The organism is Variovorax sp. GW822-FHT04E09 (genome assembly GCF_058800845.1).
In genome coordinates this window covers 73,418-98,705 of record NZ_JBXAMR010000002.1, presented here as the reverse complement: position 1 = coordinate 98,705, position 25,288 = coordinate 73,418, and the positions used below count along the sequence as shown (strand labels likewise).

The 25,288-nt window shown below is 63.0% G+C and carries 23 protein-coding genes; 17 read left to right on the top strand and 6 right to left on the bottom strand.

What is annotated here, in order from left to right; all coding sequences use genetic code 11:
- Positions 1-3: 3 nt before the first annotated feature.
- From AC1RL8_RS07920 to AC1RL8_RS07905, 4 genes are read right to left on the bottom strand one after another with little or no spacing between them, the layout of a single operon-like run.
- Positions 4-1,338, bottom strand: coding sequence for an NAD(P)-binding domain-containing protein (locus AC1RL8_RS07920; RefSeq protein WP_492684940.1), 1,335 nt, complete (start codon positions 1,336-1,338; stop codon positions 4-6).
- Positions 1,339-1,382: 44 nt separating this feature from the next.
- Complete coding sequence (locus AC1RL8_RS07915; protein WP_492684939.1) at positions 1,383-2,549, bottom strand: lactonase family protein; 1,167 nt, start codon at positions 2,547-2,549, stop codon at positions 1,383-1,385.
- On the bottom strand, positions 2,546-2,953 hold the full coding sequence (locus AC1RL8_RS07910; protein ID WP_492684938.1) for a Zn-ribbon domain-containing OB-fold protein: 408 nt from the start codon (positions 2,951-2,953) through the stop codon (positions 2,546-2,548). The genes AC1RL8_RS07915 and AC1RL8_RS07910 overlap by 4 nt, the downstream gene beginning before the upstream one ends.
- A gap of 3 nt (positions 2,954-2,956) precedes the next feature.
- Entirely contained in the window at positions 2,957-4,126 is a 1,170-nt protein-coding gene (locus AC1RL8_RS07905) for a thiolase family protein (protein ID WP_492684937.1), read from the bottom strand.
- 131 nt (positions 4,127-4,257) lie between these two features.
- Here AC1RL8_RS07905 and AC1RL8_RS07900 point away from each other — a divergent pair, with 131 nt between their 5' ends.
- From AC1RL8_RS07900 to AC1RL8_RS07870, 7 genes are all read left to right on the top strand, one after another.
- Entirely contained in the window at positions 4,258-4,437 is a 180-nt protein-coding gene (locus AC1RL8_RS07900; RefSeq protein ID WP_492684936.1) for a rubredoxin, read from the top strand.
- A 20-nt stretch (positions 4,438-4,457) separates the two neighbouring features.
- A complete protein-coding gene (tcuA, locus tag AC1RL8_RS07895) occupies positions 4,458-5,870 on the top strand; it encodes an FAD-dependent tricarballylate dehydrogenase TcuA (protein ID WP_492684935.1) in 1,413 nt (470 codons plus the stop codon).
- Complete coding sequence (tcuB, locus tag AC1RL8_RS07890) at positions 5,857-7,044, top strand: tricarballylate utilization 4Fe-4S protein TcuB (RefSeq protein WP_492684934.1); 1,188 nt, start codon at positions 5,857-5,859, stop codon at positions 7,042-7,044. The genes tcuA and tcuB overlap by 14 nt, the downstream gene beginning before the upstream one ends.
- Before the next feature lie 22 nt (positions 7,045-7,066).
- Positions 7,067-8,053 (top strand): Bug family tripartite tricarboxylate transporter substrate binding protein, encoded by a 987-nt coding sequence (locus AC1RL8_RS07885; protein ID WP_492684933.1) that lies wholly within the window; start codon positions 7,067-7,069, stop codon positions 8,051-8,053.
- 10 nt (positions 8,054-8,063) lie between these two features.
- Positions 8,064-9,686, top strand: a complete 1,623-nt coding sequence (locus AC1RL8_RS07880) for a GMC family oxidoreductase (protein ID WP_492684932.1) — start codon at positions 8,064-8,066, stop codon at positions 9,684-9,686.
- Positions 9,687-9,725: 39 nt separating this feature from the next.
- Positions 9,726-11,159: an aldehyde dehydrogenase family protein gene (locus tag AC1RL8_RS07875; RefSeq protein WP_492684931.1), complete on the top strand. Its 1,434-nt coding sequence runs from the start codon at positions 9,726-9,728 to the stop codon at positions 11,157-11,159.
- Positions 11,160-11,230: 71 nt separating this feature from the next.
- Complete coding sequence (locus AC1RL8_RS07870) at positions 11,231-11,965, top strand: IclR family transcriptional regulator (RefSeq protein WP_492684930.1); 735 nt, start codon at positions 11,231-11,233, stop codon at positions 11,963-11,965.
- A gap of 19 nt (positions 11,966-11,984) precedes the next feature.
- On the opposite strand, the gene AC1RL8_RS07865 is transcribed toward AC1RL8_RS07870, so the two are convergent.
- Positions 11,985-12,761, bottom strand: a complete 777-nt coding sequence (locus AC1RL8_RS07865; RefSeq protein ID WP_492684929.1) for an SDR family oxidoreductase — start codon at positions 12,759-12,761, stop codon at positions 11,985-11,987.
- 3 nt (positions 12,762-12,764) lie between these two features.
- Positions 12,765-13,880 (bottom strand): CapA family protein, encoded by a 1,116-nt coding sequence (locus AC1RL8_RS07860; protein ID WP_492684928.1) that lies wholly within the window; start codon positions 13,878-13,880, stop codon positions 12,765-12,767.
- 143 nt (positions 13,881-14,023) lie between these two features.
- On the opposite strand from AC1RL8_RS07860, the gene AC1RL8_RS07855 reads away from it, so the two are divergent.
- The 10 genes from AC1RL8_RS07855 (at position 14,024) to AC1RL8_RS07810 (ending at position 25,288) form a co-directional block, all read left to right on the top strand.
- Entirely contained in the window at positions 14,024-14,863 is an 840-nt protein-coding gene (locus AC1RL8_RS07855; protein ID WP_492684927.1) for an SDR family NAD(P)-dependent oxidoreductase, read from the top strand.
- Complete coding sequence (locus tag AC1RL8_RS07850) at positions 14,863-16,047, top strand: MFS transporter (RefSeq protein WP_492684926.1); 1,185 nt, start codon at positions 14,863-14,865, stop codon at positions 16,045-16,047. The genes AC1RL8_RS07855 and AC1RL8_RS07850 overlap by 1 nt, the downstream gene beginning before the upstream one ends.
- Before the next feature lie 106 nt (positions 16,048-16,153).
- Positions 16,154-18,289, top strand: coding sequence for an acetate--CoA ligase family protein (locus AC1RL8_RS07845; RefSeq protein WP_492684925.1), 2,136 nt, complete (start codon positions 16,154-16,156; stop codon positions 18,287-18,289).
- A 9-nt stretch (positions 18,290-18,298) separates the two neighbouring features.
- The gene (locus tag AC1RL8_RS07840) at positions 18,299-19,030 is read left to right on the top strand and encodes an enoyl-CoA hydratase/isomerase family protein (RefSeq protein WP_492684924.1); all 732 of its coding nucleotides are present in this window, start codon (positions 18,299-18,301) and stop codon (positions 19,028-19,030) included.
- A 31-nt stretch (positions 19,031-19,061) separates the two neighbouring features.
- Positions 19,062-19,847 carry an enoyl-CoA hydratase/isomerase family protein gene (locus tag AC1RL8_RS07835; RefSeq protein WP_492684923.1) on the top strand — a complete coding sequence of 262 codons (786 nt, stop codon included), beginning with the start codon at positions 19,062-19,064 and terminating at the stop codon, positions 19,845-19,847.
- Between the two features lie 151 nt (positions 19,848-19,998).
- On the top strand, positions 19,999-21,255 hold the full coding sequence (locus AC1RL8_RS07830; RefSeq protein WP_492684922.1) for an NAD(P)-dependent oxidoreductase: 1,257 nt from the start codon (positions 19,999-20,001) through the stop codon (positions 21,253-21,255).
- 3 nt (positions 21,256-21,258) lie between these two features.
- Positions 21,259-22,236: a Bug family tripartite tricarboxylate transporter substrate binding protein gene (locus tag AC1RL8_RS07825; RefSeq protein WP_492684921.1), complete on the top strand. Its 978-nt coding sequence runs from the start codon at positions 21,259-21,261 to the stop codon at positions 22,234-22,236.
- 13 nt (positions 22,237-22,249) lie between these two features.
- On the top strand, positions 22,250-23,248 hold the full coding sequence (locus tag AC1RL8_RS07820) for a Bug family tripartite tricarboxylate transporter substrate binding protein (RefSeq protein ID WP_492684920.1): 999 nt from the start codon (positions 22,250-22,252) through the stop codon (positions 23,246-23,248).
- An 8-nt stretch (positions 23,249-23,256) separates the two neighbouring features.
- Entirely contained in the window at positions 23,257-24,288 is a 1,032-nt protein-coding gene (locus tag AC1RL8_RS07815) for an Ldh family oxidoreductase (RefSeq protein WP_492684919.1), read from the top strand.
- A 13-nt stretch (positions 24,289-24,301) separates the two neighbouring features.
- Entirely contained in the window at positions 24,302-25,288 is a 987-nt protein-coding gene (locus tag AC1RL8_RS07810; protein ID WP_492684918.1) for a Bug family tripartite tricarboxylate transporter substrate binding protein, read from the top strand.

Genomic DNA, 25,288 nt, shown 5'->3' with positions numbered 1-25,288 from the left:
GATTCAGCCTGCCTCGCCCGCAGTCGCCTCGATCCTGCTGCGCACCTCGTTGACCACCAGGATCGACGCGCCTTCGCGGATCGCAAGCTCGGTCACTTCGCGCAAATGACTGGCGACGAGATCCAGGTCGCTCGCATCGGGCAGTGAGACAGCAGCAGCGCCGAGCTTCTCGAGGACCTGGCTCCAACCCGAGCTGGCCTGCACGGCTCCCACGAGGCGCCCTGGTTCCAGTCCCTGCTTCACGCCCATCATCAGCGCCTCCTGAGTGACCCATCGATTGCAGACGGCGGTGGCCTTGTCGATAACGCTCAGCAGACGTTTCTGGCGCGCGGGTGGCAATTCACCGGCCGCGGTGCCTACGATGCGCGTGCCACTCATAGATTCGACCAACCTCACGACATCTTCGAGTTGCGCCGACTCCCCCAGAGTGTTGCAGCCGATCTGCAGCAGGCCGCGAACAATGCCGGCGATGGGCATGAGCGCGCGCCCGTCCATTCCCATCTGAACCGATTGATTGATGTCCTTGAGCATATGCTTCAGCGCGAAATTGGTGGATGCACGCCCTTCCACCAGTGCAGTGAGCATCAGCTGAGAGGGCCTGCTCCTGCCTTCGCCAGAGTTCAGCGCGTCCCCAATGGCCGCAAGCGACAGTCCGCATTTGCGGCCCAGTGCCGCCATCTCCAACATCGCGAGCCGGCAACCGGTGTTGATGGTGTTGTTGACCAGCTTGGTCGCCTGCGCATCACCCACTTGCGCACCGCAATTCAGCACCTTCTGGCTGATTGAATGCAACCAGGGCATGGCACGCGCCACGTCCTCGGCGCCGCCGGAATACAAGACGGTGCATTCGCCTACGGCTGCTGCGGCTGTGGTGCCGGACACCGGCGCGTCGATCATCGACACACCTGCTTCGCGCAGTCGCGCCGCGATGATGCGGGTGTCGGCCGGCGTGCCGCTTGTCTGATCCACCACGAGCGCGCCAGGCTTCAGCCCCTGCAACAACCCCCCCGCACCTTGGATCACCTGCTCGACGTCCGCGGTGCGCGGCAGGGACAAGAAGATGATGTCGCATCGTTGTGCCAACGCCGCGGCGTCCTTCATGGCGATAGCGCCTTCGTGTTCGAGGGTTCTCACGGCGGAGGCATTGAGGTCCCAGATATGCAGCCGTGCAGTCGGGAGGAGACGACGAGCCAGCATGCCGCCCATAGCGCCGAGTCCGATATAGCCGACGGCGATCTGCGCCGGTTCCTTCATTGCCATGAACTGCTCTCCTTGTAGTGGCCGCATGGTAGGCGCCAGCCACGAACGGGACGAGACATGAGCTTGAAAGATCTTCAAGTGTGCGTTGCAAGTTGGCGCGCTGCGCCGTGCGCGGAAAGGGTTCAGCCCGCGCTCACCATCCCCATCCAGTACTGCATGCTGGAGCCTGGCGTCTCCACATCGATCGTGCGCACGAAGTTCAAGCGACCGTCGTCCAAGATGCGGAACACCGACAAGGTCGCCGGCACTGGCTCGACGACGCCTTCAGTTCGCCGACAAAGCGCTTTGATGCTTGCCGTGATAAGCAGGCGGCCGGTTGGGTCAATCGAAAACGTGCGCACATGAAACGAATGCGTTTCCGCGTGCTGCAGCAGTGTCGGCTCCCCGGAGCGCACATCGATCGCATACACGGCGATGCTGTTCTCCCCTCCCGTGAAGACCTTGCCCTGCGGCGTTTCAATCGATTGATCACAGCGGTTGGCCGCGTACACGAACTTTCCGTTCGGATGCACATGGATCGCCCCGCCGAGCTGGCGTGGCCGCACCGTATCGGGCTCGCGCAGCATGTCGCGCGTGTACGCGGGAACGCCTTCCAAGCGGTCGTTGTCATGGCGGAACATATAGAGCCGGCTGGTCCTCTCGTCGGCCACATAGAGCCAAGGCATGGAAGGGTGGAAATCCACATGACGCGGCCCGAAGCCGAAGCCACCATCGGGAGCTACCACCTGAACCGGACCTGCTGTGCCATTGCCCAAGTCGAACGCGCGCAGGGCCCCCGGATCCTCGGGCTTGCTCGCCTGTGCGTGGTTGCCACGGTCCACGATCAGCACCGTGCGACCGGACGGGAACACCATCACCTGGTGCGGGTAGATCCCGAAGTTCACCCCCCCATCCTGCGGGATTTCATCCAACACACGGCCATCCGTGTCCAGCCGGTGCACCGACAGGTCGCCTTTGCCAAAGTTGTGCGCATTGATCGCGAACCGGCCATTGGCATCCACGCACATGTGGACCGCGCGCTTGCGCAGCGCCACTGGCTCGCCGAGGGCCTCAAGCGCGCCATCCGACCCGATGCGAAACGCGCTCAGGTAGTTGCAGTCAGACGCGACGCGCGGGCCGCCGTTGCTGCTACTGACGTAGAGCACGGGCAGCGACGGGTGCCTCCACGCGTATTGCACCTTCGCCGGCAGCGCGACCGACGAGCGCTTGGCGAGTGCGGCACCATCCACATCCACGGCCCAGCAGAACAGCACCTCGTCCACGGCGCTGTAGAGATATGTGCCGCTCATGGCGCAATCGGCGTGAACATCGGCACAGCCGTGCCGTTCTCCGAATGGCGGAATACAACTCGTACGCGTTGGCCGATGCGCACTGTGTCCAGATCCGTGCCAACGATATTGGTCATCACCGTGGGGCCCTCGTCAAGCGTGACGTAAGCAATGCAGTAGGGAGCACCCGGGCCACGGCGCGCGACGCTGAAGGTGTAGATCTCGCCTTGGCCCTTCGCATCCTCCCAGTGCACATCCGCACTCCAGCAGAACGGGCATATCGTGCGCGGATAGTGATGCGCCTGGCCACAGGCGTGGCACGTCTTGAGCACGAGGCGCCCCTCCGCGGCCGCGTCGAAGAATGGTCCATCGCCAGGATTGAGCGGTGGATCGGCGATCTTGCGGTCTTCGTTGAAGGTGGGCATGGCTTATTCCCTTTCCAGAATGACAGTGGCGGCGCCGTGGCGGTGGCCGATGGCCCCCCCGATGCCAGTAGCCAGCGCCAGCTGGCAACTTGGCACCTGCACCATGGGATTGGCTTCGCCGCGCAGCTGGCGCACCGCCTCGATGATCTTCGTCATGCCTCCGCGGTTGGCGGGATGGTTGTTGCATAGGCCACCGCCGTCCGTGTTGAAGGGCAGCTTTCCCACTCCGGAGATCAGGTTCCCATCCATAGCGAACCTTCCGCCATCGCCCTTTTTGCAGAACCCGAGGTCCTCGAGCTGCAACAGCACGGTGATGGTGAAGCTATCGTAGATGGAGGCGTACTGGATATCAGCGGGTGTCACGCCCGCTTCCTCAAAGGCGCGCGGCCCGCTCCATGCCACACCGGTGTAGGTGAGGTCGATCTTGCCGCCCGACTGGTGCTTAGTCGTCTCGCCGGCACCAATCAGCTTCACGCGTGGCCGGTTGAGTGACTTCGCGATCTCAGGCCGTGCGACGATGATGGCGCCACCGCCATCGCTCACCACGCAGGAGTCGAGCCGGTGCAGCGGATCGGAGATGACGGGCGAGGCGAGCACCTCTTCCACCGTCACCAAGTCGCGCAGCATGGCATGGGGGTTGTGCTGCGCGTGGTGCGACGCTGCGACCTTGATCCAAGCGAGTTGCTCGGAGGTGGTCCCGAACTCATGCATGTGCCGTTTCGCACTCATTGCATAGAGATTGAGGTTGACCGGCGAGTACGGAAACTCATAGGGCGATTCCGGCAGGTTGGTTCCGCGTACACGCACGGTGGTGCCGGAACTGCCTTCGGAATTGGGTCGGCCCGCCAGCGTGATGAGCGCAACGTTGCACTTGCCCGCCGCAATCGCCTGCGCCGCGTGCGCGACATGCATGAGGTACGAGCACCCCCCCATGTCAGTCGAATCGATGTGGCGTAGCTTTTCCAGGTTGAGATGGCTTGCCAGCGACCAGGCGTTGGCGCCGGGCGCGTCGGCGGCGCAGAAAAAGCCGTCGATGTCAGTGCGGGACAGTCCCGCGTCCTCGATCGCGCCTTTAGCGACTTCGGCGTGCAGTTGAGCGAGCGAATGATCCGGCGCCTTGCGCAGCGGATGCTCGTACGCCCCAATGATGTAAGCCTTGCCCTTGATCGTCATGGTTGCAGGTTACCCGTGTTGGATTGAGAGTTCTTTCTTGTCCAACAGTTCCACTGATTGGAATTAGTGTTGACTGTTAGAACTCATGATAACATCGCCGCACGCACAAGCCACACGCAACTGGAGACAGCATGAACGACACCCCTTTCAAAGTCTGGCAGTGCATCCTGTGCGGCTTCGTCTATGAGGAAGCCGCCGGCATGCCGCAGGACGGCATTGCGCCCGGCACGCGCTGGGCCGACGTGCCCCAAAACTGGATCTGCCCCGAGTGCTCGGCAACCAAGGCCGACTTCGAAATGATCGAAATCTGACAACGTAAGGCAAATCCAGCATGATCGATGTTCTGGTCATCGGCGGCGGAAACGCTGCCCTGTGCGCCGCCCTTATGGCGCGCGAGGCCGGCGCCAGCGTGCTGCTGGTCGAGTCCTCGCCCCGCGAATGGCGCGGCGGAAACTCCCAGCACACCCGCAACCTGCGCTGCATGCACGATGCACCGCAGGATGTGCTAGTCGAGGCCTATCCCGAGGAAGAGTACTGGCAGGACCTGCTGAAGGTCACCGGTGGACTCACTGACGAGCACCTCGCCCGGATCGCGATCCGTGCATCGTCGACCTGCCGCGACTGGATGCGCAGCCACGGCGTTCACTTCCAGCCGCCACTGTCCGGCGCACTGCACGTGGCGCGCACCAACGCCTTCTTCATGGGTGGAGGCAAGGCACTCGTCAATGCCTATTTCCGAAGCGCCGAAAAGCTGGGAATACAAATCCGCTACGACACGCCCATCGTCTCGGTCGAGCTGGATGGTGACCGCTTTGTCGCAGCGCTGACGGCCAAGGGCGAGCGCATCGAGGCACGCAGTTGCGTGTTGGCCGCTGGCGGCTTCGAGTCCAACCGCGAGTGGCTCAGCGAGGCCTGGGGCGTGAACGAGCGTGGCGAGCGCCCGGTGGAGAACTTTCTGATCCGCGGCACTCGCTTCAACGAAGGCGTGCTACTCAAGGCGATGATCAAGGCCGGTGCCGATTCGATCGGCGATCCGACACAGGCGCACATGGTCGCAATCGACGCCCGTGCGCCACTGTACGACGGTGGCATCTGCACACGCATCGACTGCGTGTCGCTCGGCGTGGTGGTCAACCGTGAGGCGAAACGCTTCTACGACGAGGGCGAAGACTTCTGGCCCAAGCGCTACGCGATCTGGGGCCGGCTGGTAGCGCAGCAGCCGGGACAGATCGGCTATTCGATCATCGACCGCAAGGCCATCGGTCGCTTCATGCCGCCGGTATTTCCGGGAACGGTGGCGGACAGCCTGCCGGAACTCGCGCGCAAACTGGGCCTGCCTGAAGCAGCCTTCGTCGAAACCGTCAGCGCCTACAACGAGGCCTGCCGTGTCGGCACCTTCGATCACACCGCTCTCGACGATTGCCACACCGAAGGGTTGACGCCCGCCAAGACGCATTGGGCGCGACCGATCGACACTCCGCCGTACTACGGCTATGCGCTCCGTCCCGGCGTCACCTTTACCTATCTGGGTTTGCGAGTGAATGATGAATCAGCCGTGCATTTCGACGGCCGTCCAAGCCCCAACCTCTTCGTCGCAGGCGAGATGATGGCCGGCAATGTACTCGGCAAGGGCTACACCGCGGGCGTCGGGATGGCCATCGGCACGGCCTTCGGTCGCATCGCAGGCACGCAGGCCGCCAAGGCTGCGAATACTCTGAAGGAAGCACGGCATGCAATCGCTTGATGCTCTGACGCGTGAAGCCGCCTCGCTCGCAAGTAGCGGCGGGCGGGCTGTAATCCCGATCCTGAGCGAACGCGAGGCCGAGGTCGGGCGCCAGATGCAAATCTGCAATGCCTGTCGCTATTGCGAAGGTTTCTGCGCGGTCTTCCCAGCAATGACGCGGAGGCTGGAGTTCGGCCGCGCCGACATCCACTATCTCGCCAATCTCTGCCACAACTGCGGCGCGTGCCTGCATGCCTGCCAGTACGCGCCGCCGCACGAGTTCGCGGTGAACGTGCCGCGCGCGATGGCAGAGGTGCGGGGCCAGACCTACGCCGACTACGCCTGGCCACCAGCGCTGGGCAAGTTATATCAACGCAACGGATTGACCCTGTCGCTTGCGCTCGCGGCGGGACTGGCGTTGTTTCTGATGCTGGCAATGGCGTTCAAGGGAACGCTATGGGGAGCCCCGCTGCAAGGAAACTTCTACAACCTGTTTCCGCACAACCTGCTAGTCAGCCTTTTTGGGCCAGTATTTTTGTTTGTGGTCTTCGCGCTAGGAATGGGCGTGACACGTTTCTGGCGCGAGCTGAAGCCCGCGACCAGCGGCGCGCCCGTGAGCGCGCCGGCGGTGGCGGAAGCGACTCAAGCGGTGCTGCGCCTCAAGTACCTCGACGGTGGCCACGGAAAGGGCTGCCACGACGAGGACGATGCGTACACGTTGCGTCGGCGTCGCTTCCACCACTTTACCTTCTACGGCTTTCTTTTGTGCTTCGCGGCGACCTCCGTCGCGACGCTCTATCACTACGTCCTCGGGTGGCATGCGCCCTACGAGTTGCCGAGCCTTCCCAAACTGCTCGGAGCGGTGGGAGGCGTGAGCCTGATGATCGGCACCGGGGGACTCTGGCACCTCAATCGCCGGCGCCATACCCTGCAGTCCGATGCTGCGCAAAAGCCGATGGACCTGGGCTTCATTGCCTTGCTTTTCCTCACCAGCGCGAGCGGACTGGCGCTATGGATCGGACGTGGCACGCCGGCGCTCGCGCTGTTGCTATGCCTTCACCTCGGCGCAGTGATGGCGCTCTTCGCAACGCTGCCTTATGGAAAGTTTGCCCACGGCATCTTTCGCAGCGCGGCGCTGCTTCGTCACGCGGTCGAGAAGCGACAGCCGAATCGCCTGCAACTCGGCTCGGACTAATAACTAGCATCAGGAGACAGACGTGCCATTGATATCTTTTACGCGGATCATCGCGACCGCTTGCACCTTTGCATTCGCTGCGGGCGCTGCGCAAGCGCAGCAATACCCATCGCGCCCTATCAAGATCCTGGTGGGCTTTGCCGCGGGCGGCGGTGTTGACACGATCGCACGTATCTACGCGCACAAGCTGCAGGAGATCTTGGGCGCACCCATCATCGTGGAGAACAAGCCGGGGGCATCTGAGTTGCAGGCGATCACGCCACTCGTGAACGCACAGCCGGACGGCTATACGCTCATGATGACGAGTGCCAGCAGCATGGTGCGAGGCCCCGGCGTGCGCACCGACCTGCCTTACGACCCCCTCAAGCAGATGACCTTCATCGCCAAGCCCGCGACGGTCGAGGCGATGTACGTGGTCAGGAACGATCTGCCGATCCAGACAGTGCCTGAGCTTCTGGCCTATGCCCGAGCGAACCCCAAGAAACTGAACTACGGCTCCGCTGGCATCGGGTCATCCAACCACCTCCTGACCGAGCAGATGAAGATGCTCACGAAGACGGAGCTGGTGCACATCCCGTATAAAAGCGACGCGGAGGTGGCACGCGAGATGGCGGCCGGCACACTGGATTTCGCCATCGCGATCACGACGTTCACGGTGCCGTTTATCAAGGACAACAAGATCCGCGCGATCGGCGTCACAGGTGCGCAACGCGTCGCCGCTCTACCCAATGTTCCCACCCTCGACGAAAGCGGCGCACAAGAACTCAAGGACTTGGGTAACTACCTCTTCTATGGCCTGGTCGGTCCGGCCAACCTGCCACAACCCATCGTCGCCAAGCTCAACGACGCGATGAATAAGGCGGCCGTCATGCCTGATGTAGTGCAGCGGCTCGAAGGTGCGCAATTCCGTCCTGCCACAAGCACCCCCGCCGAGTTTCGCCAGCTCATCGAAAAGGAGCTGGCCAAGTGGAAGGAGATCGGCAAGACGGTGAAGGTGGGCAATTTCTGAAATGCCCACCATGCAGGCCGACTTGCTTCATGACTTCATCGTTGTCGGCGCAGGCAGCGCCGGCGCCATCGTGGCCAGCCGCCTGAGCGAGGACGGCAAGTACTCCGTTCTTCTGCTGGAAGCAGGTGGCTGGGACCTCAACCCTTGGATTCACATTCCGCTCGGGGTAGGCAAGACCATCACCAACAAGAAGGTGAACTGGGCTTTTCAGACCGAACCGGTCCCCCATTTGGGCGACCGCAGCGTGTACCTGGCCTGCGGCAAGGTCGTGGGCGGCTCGGGTGCGATCAACGGCATGGTGCACGTGCGAGGCCAGCCCGAGGACTTCAATGGCTGGCAAGAAGCCGGCTGCGACGGCTGGGGCTGGAGCGATGTTCTGCCCTACTTCCGAAAATCGGAGGACCACTACCTGGGCGATACCCCGCTGCACGGCAAGGGCGGCCCGGTGAGTGTCACGAAGTCGCGTACACCGTCGGCGCTTTGCGACCACTTCATCGCGGCCGGCATCAACGCCGGACTCGAGCGCAACGACGACTTCAACGGCGAGAAGCAAGACGGCATCGGCGTCTATGACCACACAGTGCGGCGCGGCCTGCGCTCCAACTCCGCCATCGGCGCATTACGCGAAGCCAAGCGCCGCCCCAACCTGCGCATCGAAACCCGTGCACAAGTCGAGCGCATCCTGTTCGATGGCCGCACAGCCGTCGGCGTCACGTACCGGGACTCGCGCGGCAACTCTCAGCATGCCCGCGCGTCGCGCGAAGTGGTCCTGTGCTCGGGCGCGCTCAATACGCCCAAACTGCTCATGCTGTCGGGCGTGGGACCGGCGGCGCAGTTGCAAGCGCACCGCATCCCTGTGGTCGCGCAACGCGAGGAAGTGGGACGCAACTTGCAGGACCATCTTGCGATTCGCGTCGTGTGCAAGACTCGCGATCCGATCACAGTGAATGACGATCTGCGCAGTTGGAGAAAGCGCTTGCTGATGGGCGCTCGCTTTGTGTTTCAGCGGCAAGGACCGCTCACTTTCGCGTCGGCGCACGCCGGCATGTTCTTCCGGACACGCGAGAGCGAACCGAGGGTGGACGCGCAGGCCTTTCTCATGCCGTTCAGCGTGCCAGGCATCGGCCAGTATCCGGATCCGTTCTCAGCATTTACCGTGTCGGTCACGCAGTCGTGGCCGAGCAGCCGCGGTCGCGTCGAGCTGCGCGACGGGGATCCACGCACGCCACCGGCGATCCATCCGAATCACCTCGCCACCGAAGAAGACCGGCAGTTCTTCGTTCGCGCAATGCGCAAGGTGCGGGAGGTGCTCGCCACGTCACCTATGGATCGTGTCGTCGCTGAGGAGTATCTGCCGGGCAAGGCCGTGACGACCGATGAGCAGATTCTGGACTACGTGCGCAACCGGTCGAACACGATCTACCACCCGTGCGGCACCTGCCGCATGGGCGGCGACCCCAATGCAGTAGTCGACCCGGCGCTGCGCGTGCGCGGCGTGAAGGGCCTGCGCATCGCCGACGCGTCCATCATGCCGCGCATCACGTCGGGCAACATCAATGCGACCTGCATCATGATCGGCGAGAAAGCCGCCGACCTCATATTGGCATCCCATACGGACCACGCGACCGCGTGACCATCGCCCCATTCCCCTCCCACACCCAATAGGCTCATCATGAAACACTACGGCAACTTCTACATCGACGGCGAATGGGTCCAGCCCCTGCAGGCCCGTACGCAGGAACTCATCAATCCCGCGACCGAAACGGTGTTTGCCACGGTGAGCCTCGGTAGCTCGCAGGACGTGGACCGCGCTGTTGCCGCTGCGCGCAAGGCGTTCGTGTCATTCAGCGAATCGAGCAAGTCCAGCCGCATTGAGCTTCTCGAGCAAATCGTGCGCAAGCTCGAAGCGCGTGAAAACGAAATCATGGAGGCAATCACCACAGAGTTGGGGGCGCCCCGAACATTGAAGGGACAAACCGGTTCGGCCGTGGCGGCGTTCCGCCAGGCCGTCACCGTCCTGCGAGACTACGAGTTTGAATCGCGTCTGGGCAATAACATCATCCGCCGCGAGCCGATTGGTGTGTGCGGCCTTATCACTCCCTGGAACTGGCCGCTGCAGACACTGGTGACCAAGCTCGCGGCGTCCATCGCGGCCGGCTGCGCAGTGGTTGTCAAGCCCAGCGAGGTCACGCCGGTAAGCGCGATTCTGCTTACCGAAGTGCTCCATGAAGCGGGCGTGCCGGCCGGGGTTTTCAACCTCGTCAACGGCGACGGCCCCACCGTGGGTGCCGCCATCTGCAGGCACCCCGACGTCGACATGGTGTCGTTCACGGGCTCCACGCGAGCCGGCATCCTGGTCGCCGAGGCGGCGGCCCACACCGTCAAGCGCGTGTGCCAGGAACTAGGCGGCAAGTCGGCGCACATCATCCTGCCCGACGCTGACCTAGCGAGCGCCGCACGCTTCAACATCGTGCGTGGGTTCTCCAACAGCGCGCAATCCTGCCACTCACCGAGCCGCATGCTGGTGCACAAGGATCAGGTAGAGCAGGTGCTGGAGTTGCTCACGCAAGAGGTGGCCAAGCTGAAGGTCGGCGATCCGCAGGACAGCGCAACCACCATGGGCCCGGTCGCGAACGGCTCGCAGTTCGAGAAGATCCAGAAGTACATTCAAAGCGCCATCGACGAGGGGGCGCGTCTGGTGTGCGGCGGCCCTGGCCGGCCTGAAGGGCTGGACAAGGGCTACTACATCCGCCCCACGGTGTTCGCCGACGTCAGCCCAGAAATGACCATTGCCCGAGAAGAGATTTTCGGACCGGTACTTTCGGTGATGGCCTACTCGACCGTGGACGAAGCCATCGCGATCGCCAACGCCACGCCCTACGGCCTCGGCGGCTACGTCTACGCCGGCGACCTGGCCGAAGGCAAGGAAGTCGGCAAGCGTCTACGCGCAGGCCGCATCTTCTATAACGGTGCCCCCAGCAACCTGGTTGCCCCCATGGGCGGCTACGGTCAATCGGGCAACGGCCGCGAGGTCGGTGTGTACGGGCTTGAGGAATACCTCGAGGTCAAGGCCATGATCGGGTTCGAGGTGGCTGACGCAATGTGATTCGGGTTCCGGTGGGTGAGATACTGTGATCTACTAGAGTCTTCACAGAATTCTTGCCCACCCCTCCGATCATGATGCGTTCCGTGCAGCGAATACTCGCCGTATTCGAGAGTTTCACTACCGAGAGAAACACCCTCACTCTTCAGGAAATCGCCGACCGCATCGATCTTCCGAAGTCCACGTCCTTCCGGATTGTGCAGAGCCTGGAGAAAGCAGGCTACCTCGTTCGCCTCGAAGACCAGCAATACTGCCTGTCCTTCCGCTTCACGCGCCTCGCGGGCCTCGTCAAAAGCACGCTCGGCATCCGCGAAATCGCCCGGCCAGTGATTACCGAGCTGGCCGACAAGTCCAAAGAGACCGTGTCCATCCACACCGTGGTCGGGCGCAACCGGGTGTGCATCGATGCGATGTCCACGTCGTCGGCGCTGCGCAGCGTGATCCAGCCCGGCGAGCAGGTGCCACTGCTGGCGGGCTCAGCCACCAAGGTGTTGATCGCCTACCTGGAAAAGAAAGAGCTGACGCCCATCGCCGCGTCGATCGCCAAGGCGATGAAGAAAACTCAAGCCCAAGTGATGGCCGAGATCGCCGCCGTGCGCGAGCAGGGCTTTGCCGTGTCACACGGCGAGCGCCTGCTTGGCGTGTCGGCGATTTCTGCACCCATCAAGGACGTGGAAGGTCAGGTCCACTACTGCCTGTCCATCGGCGGGCCCAGTGTCCGCATGCAGATGCACGAGAAGGAATTCGTGAAGCTCGCGGTGGATGCCGCAGCCGAAATCTCGCTGCAGTTCGGCGCGCAGATGCCCTGAGGGGCTGCTGGCGACGCCGTCAGATCATCGCGCCGACCATCCCGCCTTCGACGTTGATGCTGGAGCCGGTGACGAAGCCGGCCTGCATCGACGCGAGGAACGTCACCACGCCGCATACCTCTTCCTGCTTGCCCATACGCCCAAGCGGCGTGAGCTTCCTGCGAGCTTCCGCCTGAGCCTGCGTGTAAGCCGCGCCACCAGTGCGGTGTGACGTGTCGATCAACGCAGGTGCGACGCAGTTCACCGTAATGCCTCGGGCGCCCACCTCGTTGGCCAGGTGCTTCATGTAGGCCGTAACGCCAGCGCGAAACACTGTGGACAGGCTGTGATGCGGCATTGGTTGCTTGACCGATGACGAGGTGATCGCAATGATGCGGCCCCAGCCCCGGTCAAGCATCAGCGGCAAAACCCCGTTGGCCACCTGGATGACACCCCACAGCTGATTTTGGTACGCCTCGTCCCAGCGCTGCTGCTCAGTCTCCTCGAGCGTGGCACGAAGGGGATTGGGCGCGCGGCCCGTATTCAGGACGAGGATGTCGAGGCCGCCGAACTCATGGCGAACCGCCGCGCCCAAGCGATCAACATCGGTTTGCGCCAGCATGTCACCGGCCACCGGCAATACCTTCACACCGTGCTTTTCACGGATTTCAGCAGCCACTGCTTCGAGTTTCTCAGCGGTACGAGCGAACAGCACAACGTTGACGCCCTCGGCCGCAAGCGCGTTAGAGATATTCTTTCCCATGCCCGCGCTCGATGCCGTGACCAGTGCGACCTTGCCCTTGATACCGAGGTCCATGGCTTACTCCGACACGACGACTTCGTCGCCCTCGACGGTGAAGCTGTGCGGCATGTCTTCGGACGCCCACTTCATATAGTCGACTACCTGCTCAAAACGGGGGTCACCACGGCGCAGCACTTCGGGACGGTACTTCTCGTCAAACATCACCGGTAGGAACGAATAGCGCGCGCTGCCATCCTTGACCACCACAGCCTTGGCGAGGAGGCTGATCGTGCAGTCCTTGCCGTAGGGCATGAAGGGGTACGCCGGATCCAAATCCGCGTGATTTCGAACGGCACCGTGCATCCACGCCGGCTCCTTCCACGAAGGAGCGGGGAACGACTTGGTCATCGCGAACACGCCGATACTGTAGAAGATCGCTTTGCCTTTGTACATCTCGACCGCCTTTGGCAGGTGCGGCGCATGGCCCACCACCATGTCGGCGCCCGCATCGATCGCCGCGTGCGCCACTGCGACTTGGTAGTCAGAGATAACGCGCGGCAGGCGGATCACCCCTGCGTGAAAGGCCAGCACAATGAAGTCCACTTCACGCCGCAGCTTGGCGATATCTTCTACTAGATTGGCCAGGTCCTTCGCGTCGGGCTCGGTTCGCACACGCACCGGCTGGTGCGGGCCGCGCGTCTCGTACATAGTCTTGACGCGGATCGGCGCGATGCCGGGCTTGTCCGGTCCCGCTTCGCTGCCGGCCGGGCCGACGGACGTGTAGCCGAGGTAAGCGATCCTCACGCCGTTGCGCTCGAAGACAGCGGCACGGCGCGCCTCTGCAAGGTTGCGCCCCGCGCCCGTCACCTGGATGCCGCGCGAGTTCAGCAGCTCTCGCGTGTCCACCAATGCATCCGGGCCGCTGTCGTAGCTGTGATTGTTGGCCATGGTGACGGCATCAAACCTGCCGTTGGTATAGATGTCAGCCATCTCGATGGGCTGACCGACCTGCGGCGCATGGTCCATCTTCACACCGCGCGTCGAGTAGGTGCGCATGCAATTCACAAAGCGCAGGTCCACGGCATCAAGCGCGGGCTTCACAAGATCGGTATAGCCCTCGATGGGGAAACCTTGTGCAGGGCCGTGCGTGGGCCCGCAATCACCGCCAATCAGAAGGCTGGTCTGAGAGTTCATTTTTTCTCCTTGCGAGGATGGATGTATGCAGTTTCACTGAATGGAACTTATGCTGCCAATCAGAACCGATGTTATCATCAACCCATACGAATGCCTACAGCATGACGCGCACAGCGCGCACCACTACGACCTGAGGAATACCCATGAAACCAACATCAAGACAAGGCGAGGGTTGGACGCCCGCCCAGCGCCTGCAGGGCAAGACTGCCGTGGTCATCGGCGCGGGCCAGAGTCCGGGCGAAGGCATCGGTAACGGCCGCGCCGCCGCCATGCGTTTCGCGCGTGAAGGTGCGCGCGTGCTGTGCGCGGACCGCCGACTCGATTCCGCCGAAGAGACCGCGTCACTCATCCGCGGAGAGGGTTTCGAGGCCATAGCGTTCGAAGTGGATGTGGCGCGCGAGAAAGACCTCGCCGAGGTCATGGCCGAAGCGCAAGGGCGTTGGGGCTCGCTCGACATCCTGCACAACAACGTGGGCGTGAGCCTGGGCGGCGGCGACGCAGACTTGCTCGAGATCACCGAAGAGAATTTTGACAATGTCGTGCGCATCAACTTGCGCGGCACCGTTTTCGCGTGCAAGCACGCGGTCGCAATCATGCGGGAGCAAGGCTCCGGTGCCATCGTGAACGTAGCGTCGGCCGCAGGGCCTGGCAAGTACCCTTATGCCGCTTACAAGGCCTCCAAGGCTGGTGTGATTGCATTCACGGAACAACTGGCCCTTCAGCAGGCTCCCTTCAACATCCGCGCCAACAGCATCCTGCCCGGGCTCATCGGCACGCCAATGGCGGTGGAGACACGCTCGAAGGTTTGGAAGATGTCACGCGAGCAGATCGAGGAGGAACGGGCCGCCAAGGTGCCTCTGGGCCGCCAGGGTTCGGCCTGGGATGTGGCCAATGCAGCCCTCTTCCTCGCCTGCGATGAATCTTCTTTCGTGACCGGGGTTTCGCTCCTCGTTGACGGCGGCCGCATTCTGAATCGCATCTGATGCCAGCGGGTCGCGCAGATCCCCCTGCCCTCCGCCTGGGCTGGGAGATCGCGCGAAGCATCGCCGGCCAGATCTGCCTGCATGCAGCGATGGCTGGCGCTCGGCTCACGACAGCGCTCCTCGCGCTCTCGCAGGGCTATAGCAAGGCGGCCGTGGGTGCGCTTGTGGCGCAATTTGCGCTCATGCAGGTGTTCCTGGCGTTGCCAGCGGGCAGATTCGCCGACCGGAACGGGCTCAAGCGGCCGCTCACCTACAGCACCATCGCAGCGATCACGGGCCTGTGCTTGGCCGCCACTTGGCCCATCTATCCCGTCTTGTGTCTGTGCGCGCTGCTATGCGGCGGAGCGACCGGCGCGGCGGCCATCGCGCTGCAGCGACACGTGGGCCGACTTGCCCAAACCCCTGCACAGCGTCGTACGGTTTTCACGTGGGTCGCAACGGCCCCAGCGATGGCGATCGTCATCGGCCCGGCAGCGGCAGGTTTCATCATCGACCACGCAGGGTTTCGTGCCGCGTTTCTCATCATGGCCCCATGGCCGATCGCGGCATGGCTGCTGTCGAGGATGGCGACCGAGAGCACGACAGAGGGCACTCCCGCGAAGCCTGCGGGCACCACATGGGACTTGCTACGTGCCCCGTATATGAGCGTCCTACTGCTCATGAACCTGTTCATGTCAATTTCATGGGAGCTACACGCCTTCATGGTGCCGGTGCTCGGCCATGAGCGCGGACTGCATGCCTCGCAGATCGGCACGATCCTGGCCTGCTGCGCCACAGGTGTCGCCGTAGTGCGGATTGCAGTCCCACTGTTCGCCGCTCATCTGGCCGAGTGGCTACTGATCACGCTCGCGGTGGCGTTTGCGGGCGTTCTCATCATTGCGTATCCCTTCGCGCCGTCGACGCTCGTGATGTGCGTTGGCTCCGCGCTAATCGGCATGACCCTGGGTTGCGTGCAGCCCATGGTACTGAGCATGCTGCACCAGATCACGCCAGCCGACCGGCAAGGCGAGGCCTTGGCAATCCGAATGATGACGGTGAACGCCTCTGCCGTGACCATCCCGATTGTGCTCGGAGCGGTGACTGCAATCAGCGGTCCAGCGGGCGTCTTCTGGGTAATGGGCATGGTGACTCTTGCTGGCAGCACGCTCGGCAGACGCCTGCGCTTCGCGCCCCGGCATTCGTGACCATCCGAAGTTCCACCCATCGGAATTGATTCCAAATTTATTGACGTACTCTGCCGACCGCAGTACAGTCCCGTCGACGCTCCTCCCCGCCCCTTTCTGCTTTCCCATGAAAAACTTCCAGCACCTCTTCGAGCCTCGTTCCATCGCCGTCGTTGGCGTGTCGGACGACGCCGTCCGCCCCGGTTCACAGGCCGTGCGCGCCCTCATCAATAACGGTTACGCCGGCACCATCTACCCCGTAAACCCGAAGTACCCCGTGTTCGAAGGGCTCAAGTGCTATGCCGCGGTGGCCGACATTCCCGATACGGTTGATCTGGTCGTCATCGGTGTTCCCGCGCAGGGCGTCCTACCCGTGTTGGAACAGTGCGCTGCGAAGAAGGTGCCTTACGTGGTGGTGCTAAGCGGTGGCTTCCGCGAAAGCGGTCCTGAAGGCATCGAGCGCGAACACCGAATGATGGAAATAGCGCGTGCAGCGGGCATCCGCATCGTGGGCCCGAACTGCCTGGGCTTCGCCAACATCCACTCCAACGTCTACGCTGCATTTGGCAGCATCACGCGCGCCCCCAAACTACAGAAGGGCTCAGTCTCACTGGTCACGCAAAGCGGCGGTTTCGGCTATTCCATTGCCCTCGCCTGCGCCGAAGCGGGCATCGGTTTCCGCCACGTCATTGCGACCGGCAATGAAACGGATGTGGACACCGTCGAACTCATTGACGCGCTGATCGACGATGAAGCCACTAGTTGCATCGTCGCGTATATCGAAGGCTCGCGCGACGGGCGCAAGCTGTTGGAAGTCGGGCGTCGCGCCCTCATCGCGGGCAAACCCGTACTGCTCTGGAAAGGCGGCGTGACCGAACAGGGCGCGCGTGCAGCTGCATCGCATACGGCCAGCATGACCGGGACCTACGATTTCTACAAAGCACTGTTCAAGCAGACCGGCATCATCGAGATCCAGGAACTGCACGAAACGGTGGACTACCTCAAGGCCCTGGTGCCCGGCAAGTACCCGGCAGGTCGTGGCGCGGCAGTGATGGGAGTATCGGGCGGCTCCGCCATCGTCTTCGCCGACGCGGGCGAGCGTGTCGGCGTGACCATGTGCGACCTGGCGCCGCCTACGCAGGAACGCCTGGCCAAGGTCGTGCCGAACATCGGCGCCGTGCACAACCCGATCGACCTTACCGCCGGCTACTTCTCGGCTGCCAACCAGGAGAAGCTCGCCGAAGCCGTGCGCGCCGTCCTCGCAGACCCAGACGCCGATTCACTGTGCGTGAATCTCGCGACGACCGGCAAAGCCGGTAGCCTCGCCGCAGCCGAAGTGCTTGGCCGTGTGGCGAGGGAAACCGACAAGCCGATCGTCGTCTTCTCGTCGGCACCGGCTAGTGAAGTTGGCGAGGCAATGGCGCATTTTGCGCAAGCCGGCATCCCGGTCCTGCCCTCCCCCTCGCGTGCCGCGCGGGCCTTGGGCGTACTGGCGGACTTTCGGCAGGCGCGTGCGAAGCTGAGCGCAGCCGATCCCGTCATCGACGTCGCTTCATCCGAATTGATCAGCACGCTCGAGCAGCTCGCGACGCAGGGAGCGCTGTCGGAAACTCAGTCCAAGTCCATCCTTTCCAGGGCGGGTGTTTCGGTGTCGAAGGACGTCGTGGTCCAAGGCGTGGATGGCTCCGTCTTCGACCACATGAAAGCGCCGCTGGTGGTGAAGATCGTCTCGAAGGACATACCTCACAAGACAGAAATCGGCGGCGTCAAGATTGGCATCCAAACGCGCGCCGAGCTGGAAGAGGCGATCGCAGAAGTGCTGGCTAACGCGAAAGCGCGCGCACCGGGTGCCTCCATCGAAGGCGTGCTGGTGTCGGAAATGGTGCGCGGCGGCTTCGAGCTAATCGCCGGCGTCGTGAACGATGAGGTCTTCGGCCCAGTCGTTGTCGTGGGCGCCGGTGGCATCTACACCGAAATCCTGCGGGACACGTCTTGCCGCATCGCGCCCTTCGGCGAATCAACCGCGCGCGAAATGCTGGACGAGTTGAATTGCCGCCGCATCCTTGACGGCGTTCGCGGTGGCCCCGCCCTGGACGTCGCAGCTGTGGCGAAGTCGCTCGCGGCGCTCTCGCAATTCGCATGGGCCGCGCGCGACGTGGTGCAGGAAGTCGATGTCAACCCGATCTTCGTGCTGCCGCAAGGCGCCGTGGCGGTAGACGCCTTGATCGTTCCGCGCAACACGGCATCCATCGCCGCGCACTGAAGGGCCATGATGAACGCCCCGCAAGACGAACTGGTTCTTATCGCGCGACGTGGCGCACACCTCGTGCTTACGCTAAACCGCGCAGACAAGGCGAACGCGATGACCGTGGCCATGGTCGAGACGCTCACGGCTCAGATCACACTGGCAGCAAATGACGCGGACATTCGCGCAATCGTCCTCACGGCCAATGGCGAACGGGTTTTCTGCGCCGGCGTCGATGTACGCGAGAAACCCGCCGACGGCGACATTGCCGCGCAGCGCGAGCGCCGCTCGCACGCGCTGGCAGCGTTGCAGGATGCTGTCACCGACGTCCCCAAGCCAGTTGTCGTATCGCTGAACGGCACGGCCACCGGCGCGGGCGCGATGATCGCGCTTATGGCGGATGCATGCGTCGCCGTAGACAGCGCGAGCATCGGCCTGCCCGAGATCGACATCGGTATCGCGAGCTTCTCGGGAGCAAACATCCTCACCGTAATCGGCGGCCGCGCTCTGGCACTGGACCTGATCCAGAACGGTCGCAAGATGCCCTCGAGCGAAGCACTTACCCGCGGGCTCGTTCGCACCGTCGCGGCGCGATCCGAACTTGAAGGCGCGGCTCAAGCCGCGGCCGATCTGCTTGCGGCAAAAGACGCGCAGGCGTTCGCGGCCAACAAGCACTGGATCAACCGCAGCTTGAAAGCGGCTCTGGTCGAAGCACGTGCCGAGCACGCGCGGCATCGAGCGAAAGCCACCGCGAAGTAACCTGCAATCAGCAACGCACAAGGAGACACACGTGGCAGATCTGGAACTCGGAACGCACGACGGCGTAATGGTCGCGACACTCAATCGTCCCGACAAGAAAAATGCCACCAGCAAAGAGATGCTTGAGGCACTGCAGACAGCGCTGAAACAGGCCAACGACGACGAGACGATCCGCTGCTTCGTGCTGACTGGCGCAGGCGACGCTTTCTGCTCTGGTGGCGACCTCGGCCGTCGTTCGAAGGAAATGGGAGATCCGACGCCGCTAGAACGCAAGAACCAGTTGGCCCATACCCAGCGACTTGCCCTCGCGATCGAGCAGTTCGAAAAGCCCTTGATCGCCGCCGTCAATGGTCCTGCGGTCGGTGCGGGCATGGACCTCTCACTCATGTGCGACATCCGCTTCGCCGCAGCGTCCGCACGCTTTTCCGAGGGCTACATCAAGGTGGGGCTTATCCCTGGAAACGGCGGCTGCTGGTTCCTTCCACGGCTCGTCGGAACGGCGCGCGCGCTCGAGTTGCTCTGGACAGGCGACCACGTCGACGCACAAGAGGCGTTGCGTATTGGCTTGGTGAGCCGCGTGACTGCGGACGACAAACTGATGCCTGAAACGCTTGCCTTCGCGAAGCGCCTGGCCGAAGGTCCGCCGCTACAGCAACGCGATATCAAGAAGCTCATGTATCAGGGCCTGCGCACAGACTTGCGCACGAGCCTAGAGGCGGTGACGACGCACATGGCGGTCGTGCAATCGACGGCCGACTACAAGGAAGCCATCCAGGCCTTCAAGGAAAAGCGCAAGGCGGTGTTCAGCGGTCGTTGAGCGACGGCGTCCACCGCTCGCGACCAAAACCCGCCCGCGAGTTGAACATCGGCATTTCAGTGCGGTTCTGCGCTTTCGTGATTTTTTCAATAGATGGAACTGGTTCCATTTGAATCAAGAAGCGCGACAACAATAGGAGACAAGGATTCCCATGAGAATCGGATATATCGGACTGGGCGCCCTCGGCAGTGAGCTCGCCCGCCGCTTCGTCGCAGGCCATGAGCTGACGGTGTGGGATCTCAACAACCGCGCGGCGGCGCCGCTCGCGCGGGCCGGCGCGCGTGTGGCGCCTTCAGCGGCGGAGCTCGCAAAGCAGTCGGACGTCATCCTGCTGTGCCTGCCGCGCAGCGCCGATGTGCGCGACCTCATTTTCGGCTCCGGCGGCCTCGCCGAAGGTCTCTCCCCAGGGCAACTCGTCATCGACCAGACCAGCGGTGTGCCGAAGGAGACCGCCGAGACGGCGGCCCGCCTCGCAACGCTCGGTGTAGCGATGATGGATGCGGCTGTATCTGCGAGCCCTCACGTGGTCGCGCAAGGTGCAACCACCCTCATGGCGGCCGCGCCCGACGACGTGTACGAACGCGCCCTGCCGGTGCTGCGTGCGATCACTGAAAAAATTCATCGCTGCGGCACGCGGGTCGGCGACGGCCAAGCCATGAAGATCGTCAACAACGCCATGAACGCGGCCTGCAGGCTCGGTACGCTCGAAGTCGTGGCAATGGGCCGGAAGGCGGGGCTGTCGCTGGCCGCGATGACCGAGACACTCAACACCGGACGCGGATGCAACCAGACCACCGAGAAGATGCTGCCAGCGATCGCACGCGGCGAGGCATCGACTAACTTCGCGCTGGCGCTGATGCTCAAGGACGTGAACCAGGCCACTGCTCTGGGCATGGAACAGAGCGTGCCGATGCCGATTACCGGCATCGTGCGCAGCCTGCTACAGATCGGCTTGAACACGCTCGGTCCGCAGGCAAAACTGGAAGACATGGTCGGCCTCACCGAGGCTATGGCGGCAACTCGCTTCGTGGACTCGCCCCTGGGAGCTGCGCCTGGAGAGGATGCCGCTGACACCCTGCTGACGATCGATTCCGCTGTGGCGGCACTCGGACAGCTCGTTACCTACGAATGCGTGGCCGCGGGTTCTAGACACGGCCTTGCACTGCCTGACATGGCGCGCATCCTTCACGGGACCTCGGGCTGGAGCCACGAGTCGCGCGAGGTGTTCGCGCAATTGAACGCCGGCACCAAGGTTTCGAGGGAGCAATTCGGACTCATGACCGCGAGCTTGGCAACCGCCGCGGAGTTGGGCCTGCGCGTCGGCGCACCTATGCCGATTTCCTGCGCCGTGCGCGGCGTAGCCGAGTCGGCATACCACGGCACCGCAATCCAATTTTTCGGAGACTAAACCATGAAGACTTTCAATCTGCTGCGCGCGCTTGTCGCACTCATCTCGGTGGCGGCGACCTCTCATGCGGCGCTCGCCGCCGATGCGTTCCCCACACGCCCCGTGCGAATCGTCGTCAACACGGCCCCGGGCGGGCTGACCGACATCACCACGCGACTGGTCGCGCAGCACATGGGCGAGGCACTCAAGCAGCCCGTCATCGTGGATAACCGTGCCGGCGGCGACGGGCTCATCGGCATCCGTGCCGTGAAGTCCGCGCCCGCCGATGGCTACACGCTGCTTGCCACCGCAGGGACCATTGCGTTGCAGATGGCGGTGCGCGAGGACCCGGGTTACGACTTGGTGAAGGACTTCACTGGCGTAGGGCTCATGGGCCGTTCGCCCTACCTCATGGTCGTAGCCCCAACCGCGCCGTACAAAACGTTGGGCGAATACGTCGCCGCCGCCAAGGCGAACCCGGGAAAGGTCACCTACGCGTCTGCTGGCGTCGGCACGGCAGTTCACCTTGCCACCGAGCGGTGGATGCACCAGCTCGGAATCAAGCTGATGCATGTGCCCTACAAGGGTAATGGCGCGGCGATGCCCGACGTGATGGCGGGTCGCGTTGACATGATTCTCGAAGCCTACGGCAGCAGCAGTGGAAAGCTTAAAGGCGGACAGTTGCGCGCGCTAGGCGTCACAAGCACGTCCCGCATCAGCGCCTTGCCGAACGTGCCCACCTTTGCGGAGTCCGGCGCGCCGGGCTACAGCTACTACACGTGGCTGTGCGTCGTCGCTCCGGCCGGCACGCCCAAGGACGTCGTAGCGAAGCTTTCCGAAGCTCTTCGCAGTGCGACCAGCACAAAGACCGTCAAAGACCGCTTCCGCGATGACGGTATGGAGGCGATGAACCTCACGCCGGATGAATTCAATCAATTTCTCTCGCGCGAAGTGACCCAGGCGCAGGCAACCGTAACCGAATTGGGTTTGCCGAAGCAATGAGAAAGGCACGCACATGACGTCCCTTCATACTGGGCGACGTGTCATCGCTCGCATCATGGCTGCGGCGATGACGCTGTGCGCTTTCGGGTTTCATTCCGGTGTTGGGTATGCGCAGGCGACGAACTTTCCCGACCGACCGATCCGCTGGATCGTGCCCTGGCCGCCCGGTGGGGGCGCCGACATGCTCGCCCGTATGCTGAACGTGAAGCTGGGCCAAGTGCTGGGTCAGCCGGTCGTGATCGACAACCGCGGCGGCGCTGGCGGCAACATCGGCGCATCCGCCGGTGCCAAGGCCGCACCCGATGGCTACACGATGACGTTCGCCTACTCGGCAACCCACTCGATCAATCCGCACGTCTATCCGAAGATGCCCTTCAAGGAGAGCGACTTCGCTCCAGTGATCTTCATCTCGCTGGTGCCGCAAGTCCTTGTCGTCAATGCTTCGTCGCCGGCGCGCAACGTACAGGAGTGGCTAGCACTTGCAAGGAAGCGGCAGATGGCTTTTGCATCTGCAGGACAGGGGTCCATTGGCCACCTCGGTGGCGAGCTATTCGCTTCGCTTACCGGCATCAATATGCTGCACGTTCCCTACAAGGGCGGTGGCCCGGCCTTGGCCGCCGTGCTCTCGGGCGAAGTGGACGCCTTGTTCGGCGTGCCTGTCGTGCTCGCGCCGCAGATCAAGGCGGGAAAACTGCGCGCGATCGGTGTCACGACCGCGATGCGCACCGGCGTGCTTCCCGATGTTCCCACCATCGCGGAGCAAGGAGTCCCGGGCTTCGACGTGAGCTCGTGGAACGGGGTCCACGTACCTACGGGAACACCACCCGAAGTGATCGCAAGACTTAACGCAGCCTTCAACAAGGTGCTTGGGGACCCCGAAGTTCGCAAGCAGCTGATCGAGAACGGCTACGAAATCATCGGCGGCGAGCCGGTGAAGTTTTCCAGCTTCGTTGCGGTCGAGCTGGAGAAATGGAAACCCGTCGTCAAGAGGGCCAAAGTGCAAATCGAATGAACCACGCCATGACTGAAAACCTGCTGGACAGCGACAACGACGATTCCGTGCGCATGAGCGTGGCCGAGGCGCGTGCGCTCGGCGAAGAAGCGCTTGGCACCCTGGGCTTTTCACCAGACGATGCAGCTGCCATCGCTACGCACCTGGTGGATGCTTCCACATGGGGCTATGAATTCGCGGGCTTGCCCCGCATTCTGGTCATCGCGAACCGCGCGGAACTGAAGAAGCCGGTGACCCCCGTCACTGTCGTCAAGGAAACGGCGGTCTCCGCATTGCTCGACGGCGGCAACCAGGTGGGCTATCTCTCGCTCAATCGGGCAACGGACATCGCGATCGAGAAGGTTCGAACGGCAGGCGTCGCAGTGGTGGGGCTGCGCAACAGTTGGTTCGCAGGGCGAAATGCGTACTACCTCGAGAAGGTGGCTCGCGCAGGCTACGCGGCCGTGTACTTCGGCAGCAGCACGCCGACGGTGGTGCCTCAAGGCGCAGTTCAGAAAGCACTGGGAACCAACCCGATGGCGATTGCGCTGCCGGGCAAAGACAACCCCTTCGTCTTCGACATGGGTACGGCCTCAGTCATGTCGGGTGAAGTGTTGATGAAGGCATTCCTTGGCGAGCGATTTCCACACGTCGTTGGGGTGGACAAGGACGGCAACCCGACCAGCGACGCGCGTGAACTACTCGAAGGCGGCGTCCTTCCCTTCGGCGGCCACAAAGGCTATGGCCTGTCGCTTGCCGTCCAGGCCCTCGGCCTGATGGCGGGCGCACGTATGCGCAATGGTGAAGTCAGCGACTTCGGCTACCTTCTAATTGCGTTCGATCCTGGGCTTCTCATGCCCGCCGAGCAATTCATCTCTGAGTTTCAGGAGCTGCTCGAAAAGATCAGGGGCTTGCCGCGCCAACCGGGCGTCTCCGAAATCCGGATTCCTTCCGAGCGTGGATTCCGGGAACGTGAGATCCGGCGCAAGCAGGGAATCCTGGTGAACAAGCGCGTGGTCGAGCGGCTGCGTGAAATGTGCGAAAAGGCCGGCCCACACTGAATGGAGCGACCGCATGAAAAAGCACCCCACGCGGCGAGCTGTGTTGTCCCTGCCTCTGGCGGCTACAGCGCTATACCTACCCGGCGCCTTTGCGCGGAGCGACTATCCGAACAGGCCAATCAAGATCCTCGTCGGGTTCGCACCGGGCGGTTTCACCGATGTGGCCGCGCGCTTGATCGGCCAGAAGCTCGCCGATTCGCTGGGACAACCTGTGGTGGTAGAAAACCGCCCCGGTGCCAATGGCCTGATTGCGAGCGACGCTACGGCGAAATCGCCGCCGGATGGCTATACGCTCTTCATGTCGTCTCTAGGCCTCACTACGAACCCCCTGCTGCAGGAGCGCGCCACCTACGATCCAGTCAAAGGCTTCACGCCGATTTCACTGCTGGCGATGGTCCCTAACGTGCTGGTAGCAGGCCCGAGTGTGCCGGCGAACAACCTGAAGGAACTGCTTGCACTCGCTCGCACACGCAAGCAGCCTCTGACTCAGGCATCAGCGGGCAACGGGTCGCCGGGACACCTCTCAGCAGCCCTGCTGCAGGTCATGACACAGATTCGTCTCGACCACGTCCCCTACCGCGGCTCGGGCCCGGCCATGACCGATCTGATCGGAGGCCACGTGGACATCTCTTTTCCAACGATTCCCACTGCCTTGCTTCAGGTACGCACCGGTAAGCTCAAAGCCATCGCGGTGACCAGCGCGAAGCGATCACCGTTGCTGCCCGAAGTACCCACCATGGCTGAGGCGGGTGTACCTGGCTACGACATGGGCGGTTGGTACGGCCTGGTTGCACCGCCGGGTATGCCCAAAGAGATTGCCGACATGCTGTCATCCGAGGTCGTCAAGATCGTCAAGATGCCCGACGTGCGCGAACGCTTCCTTGCCGAGGCCTCCGAGCCGGTGGGTTCGGATGGCGTCGAAATGGCCGCCTTCCTCGCTCGCGACTTCAAGCGCTGGAAACAAGTCGTCCAGGCCGCCAACATCAAGCCGGGCACCTGA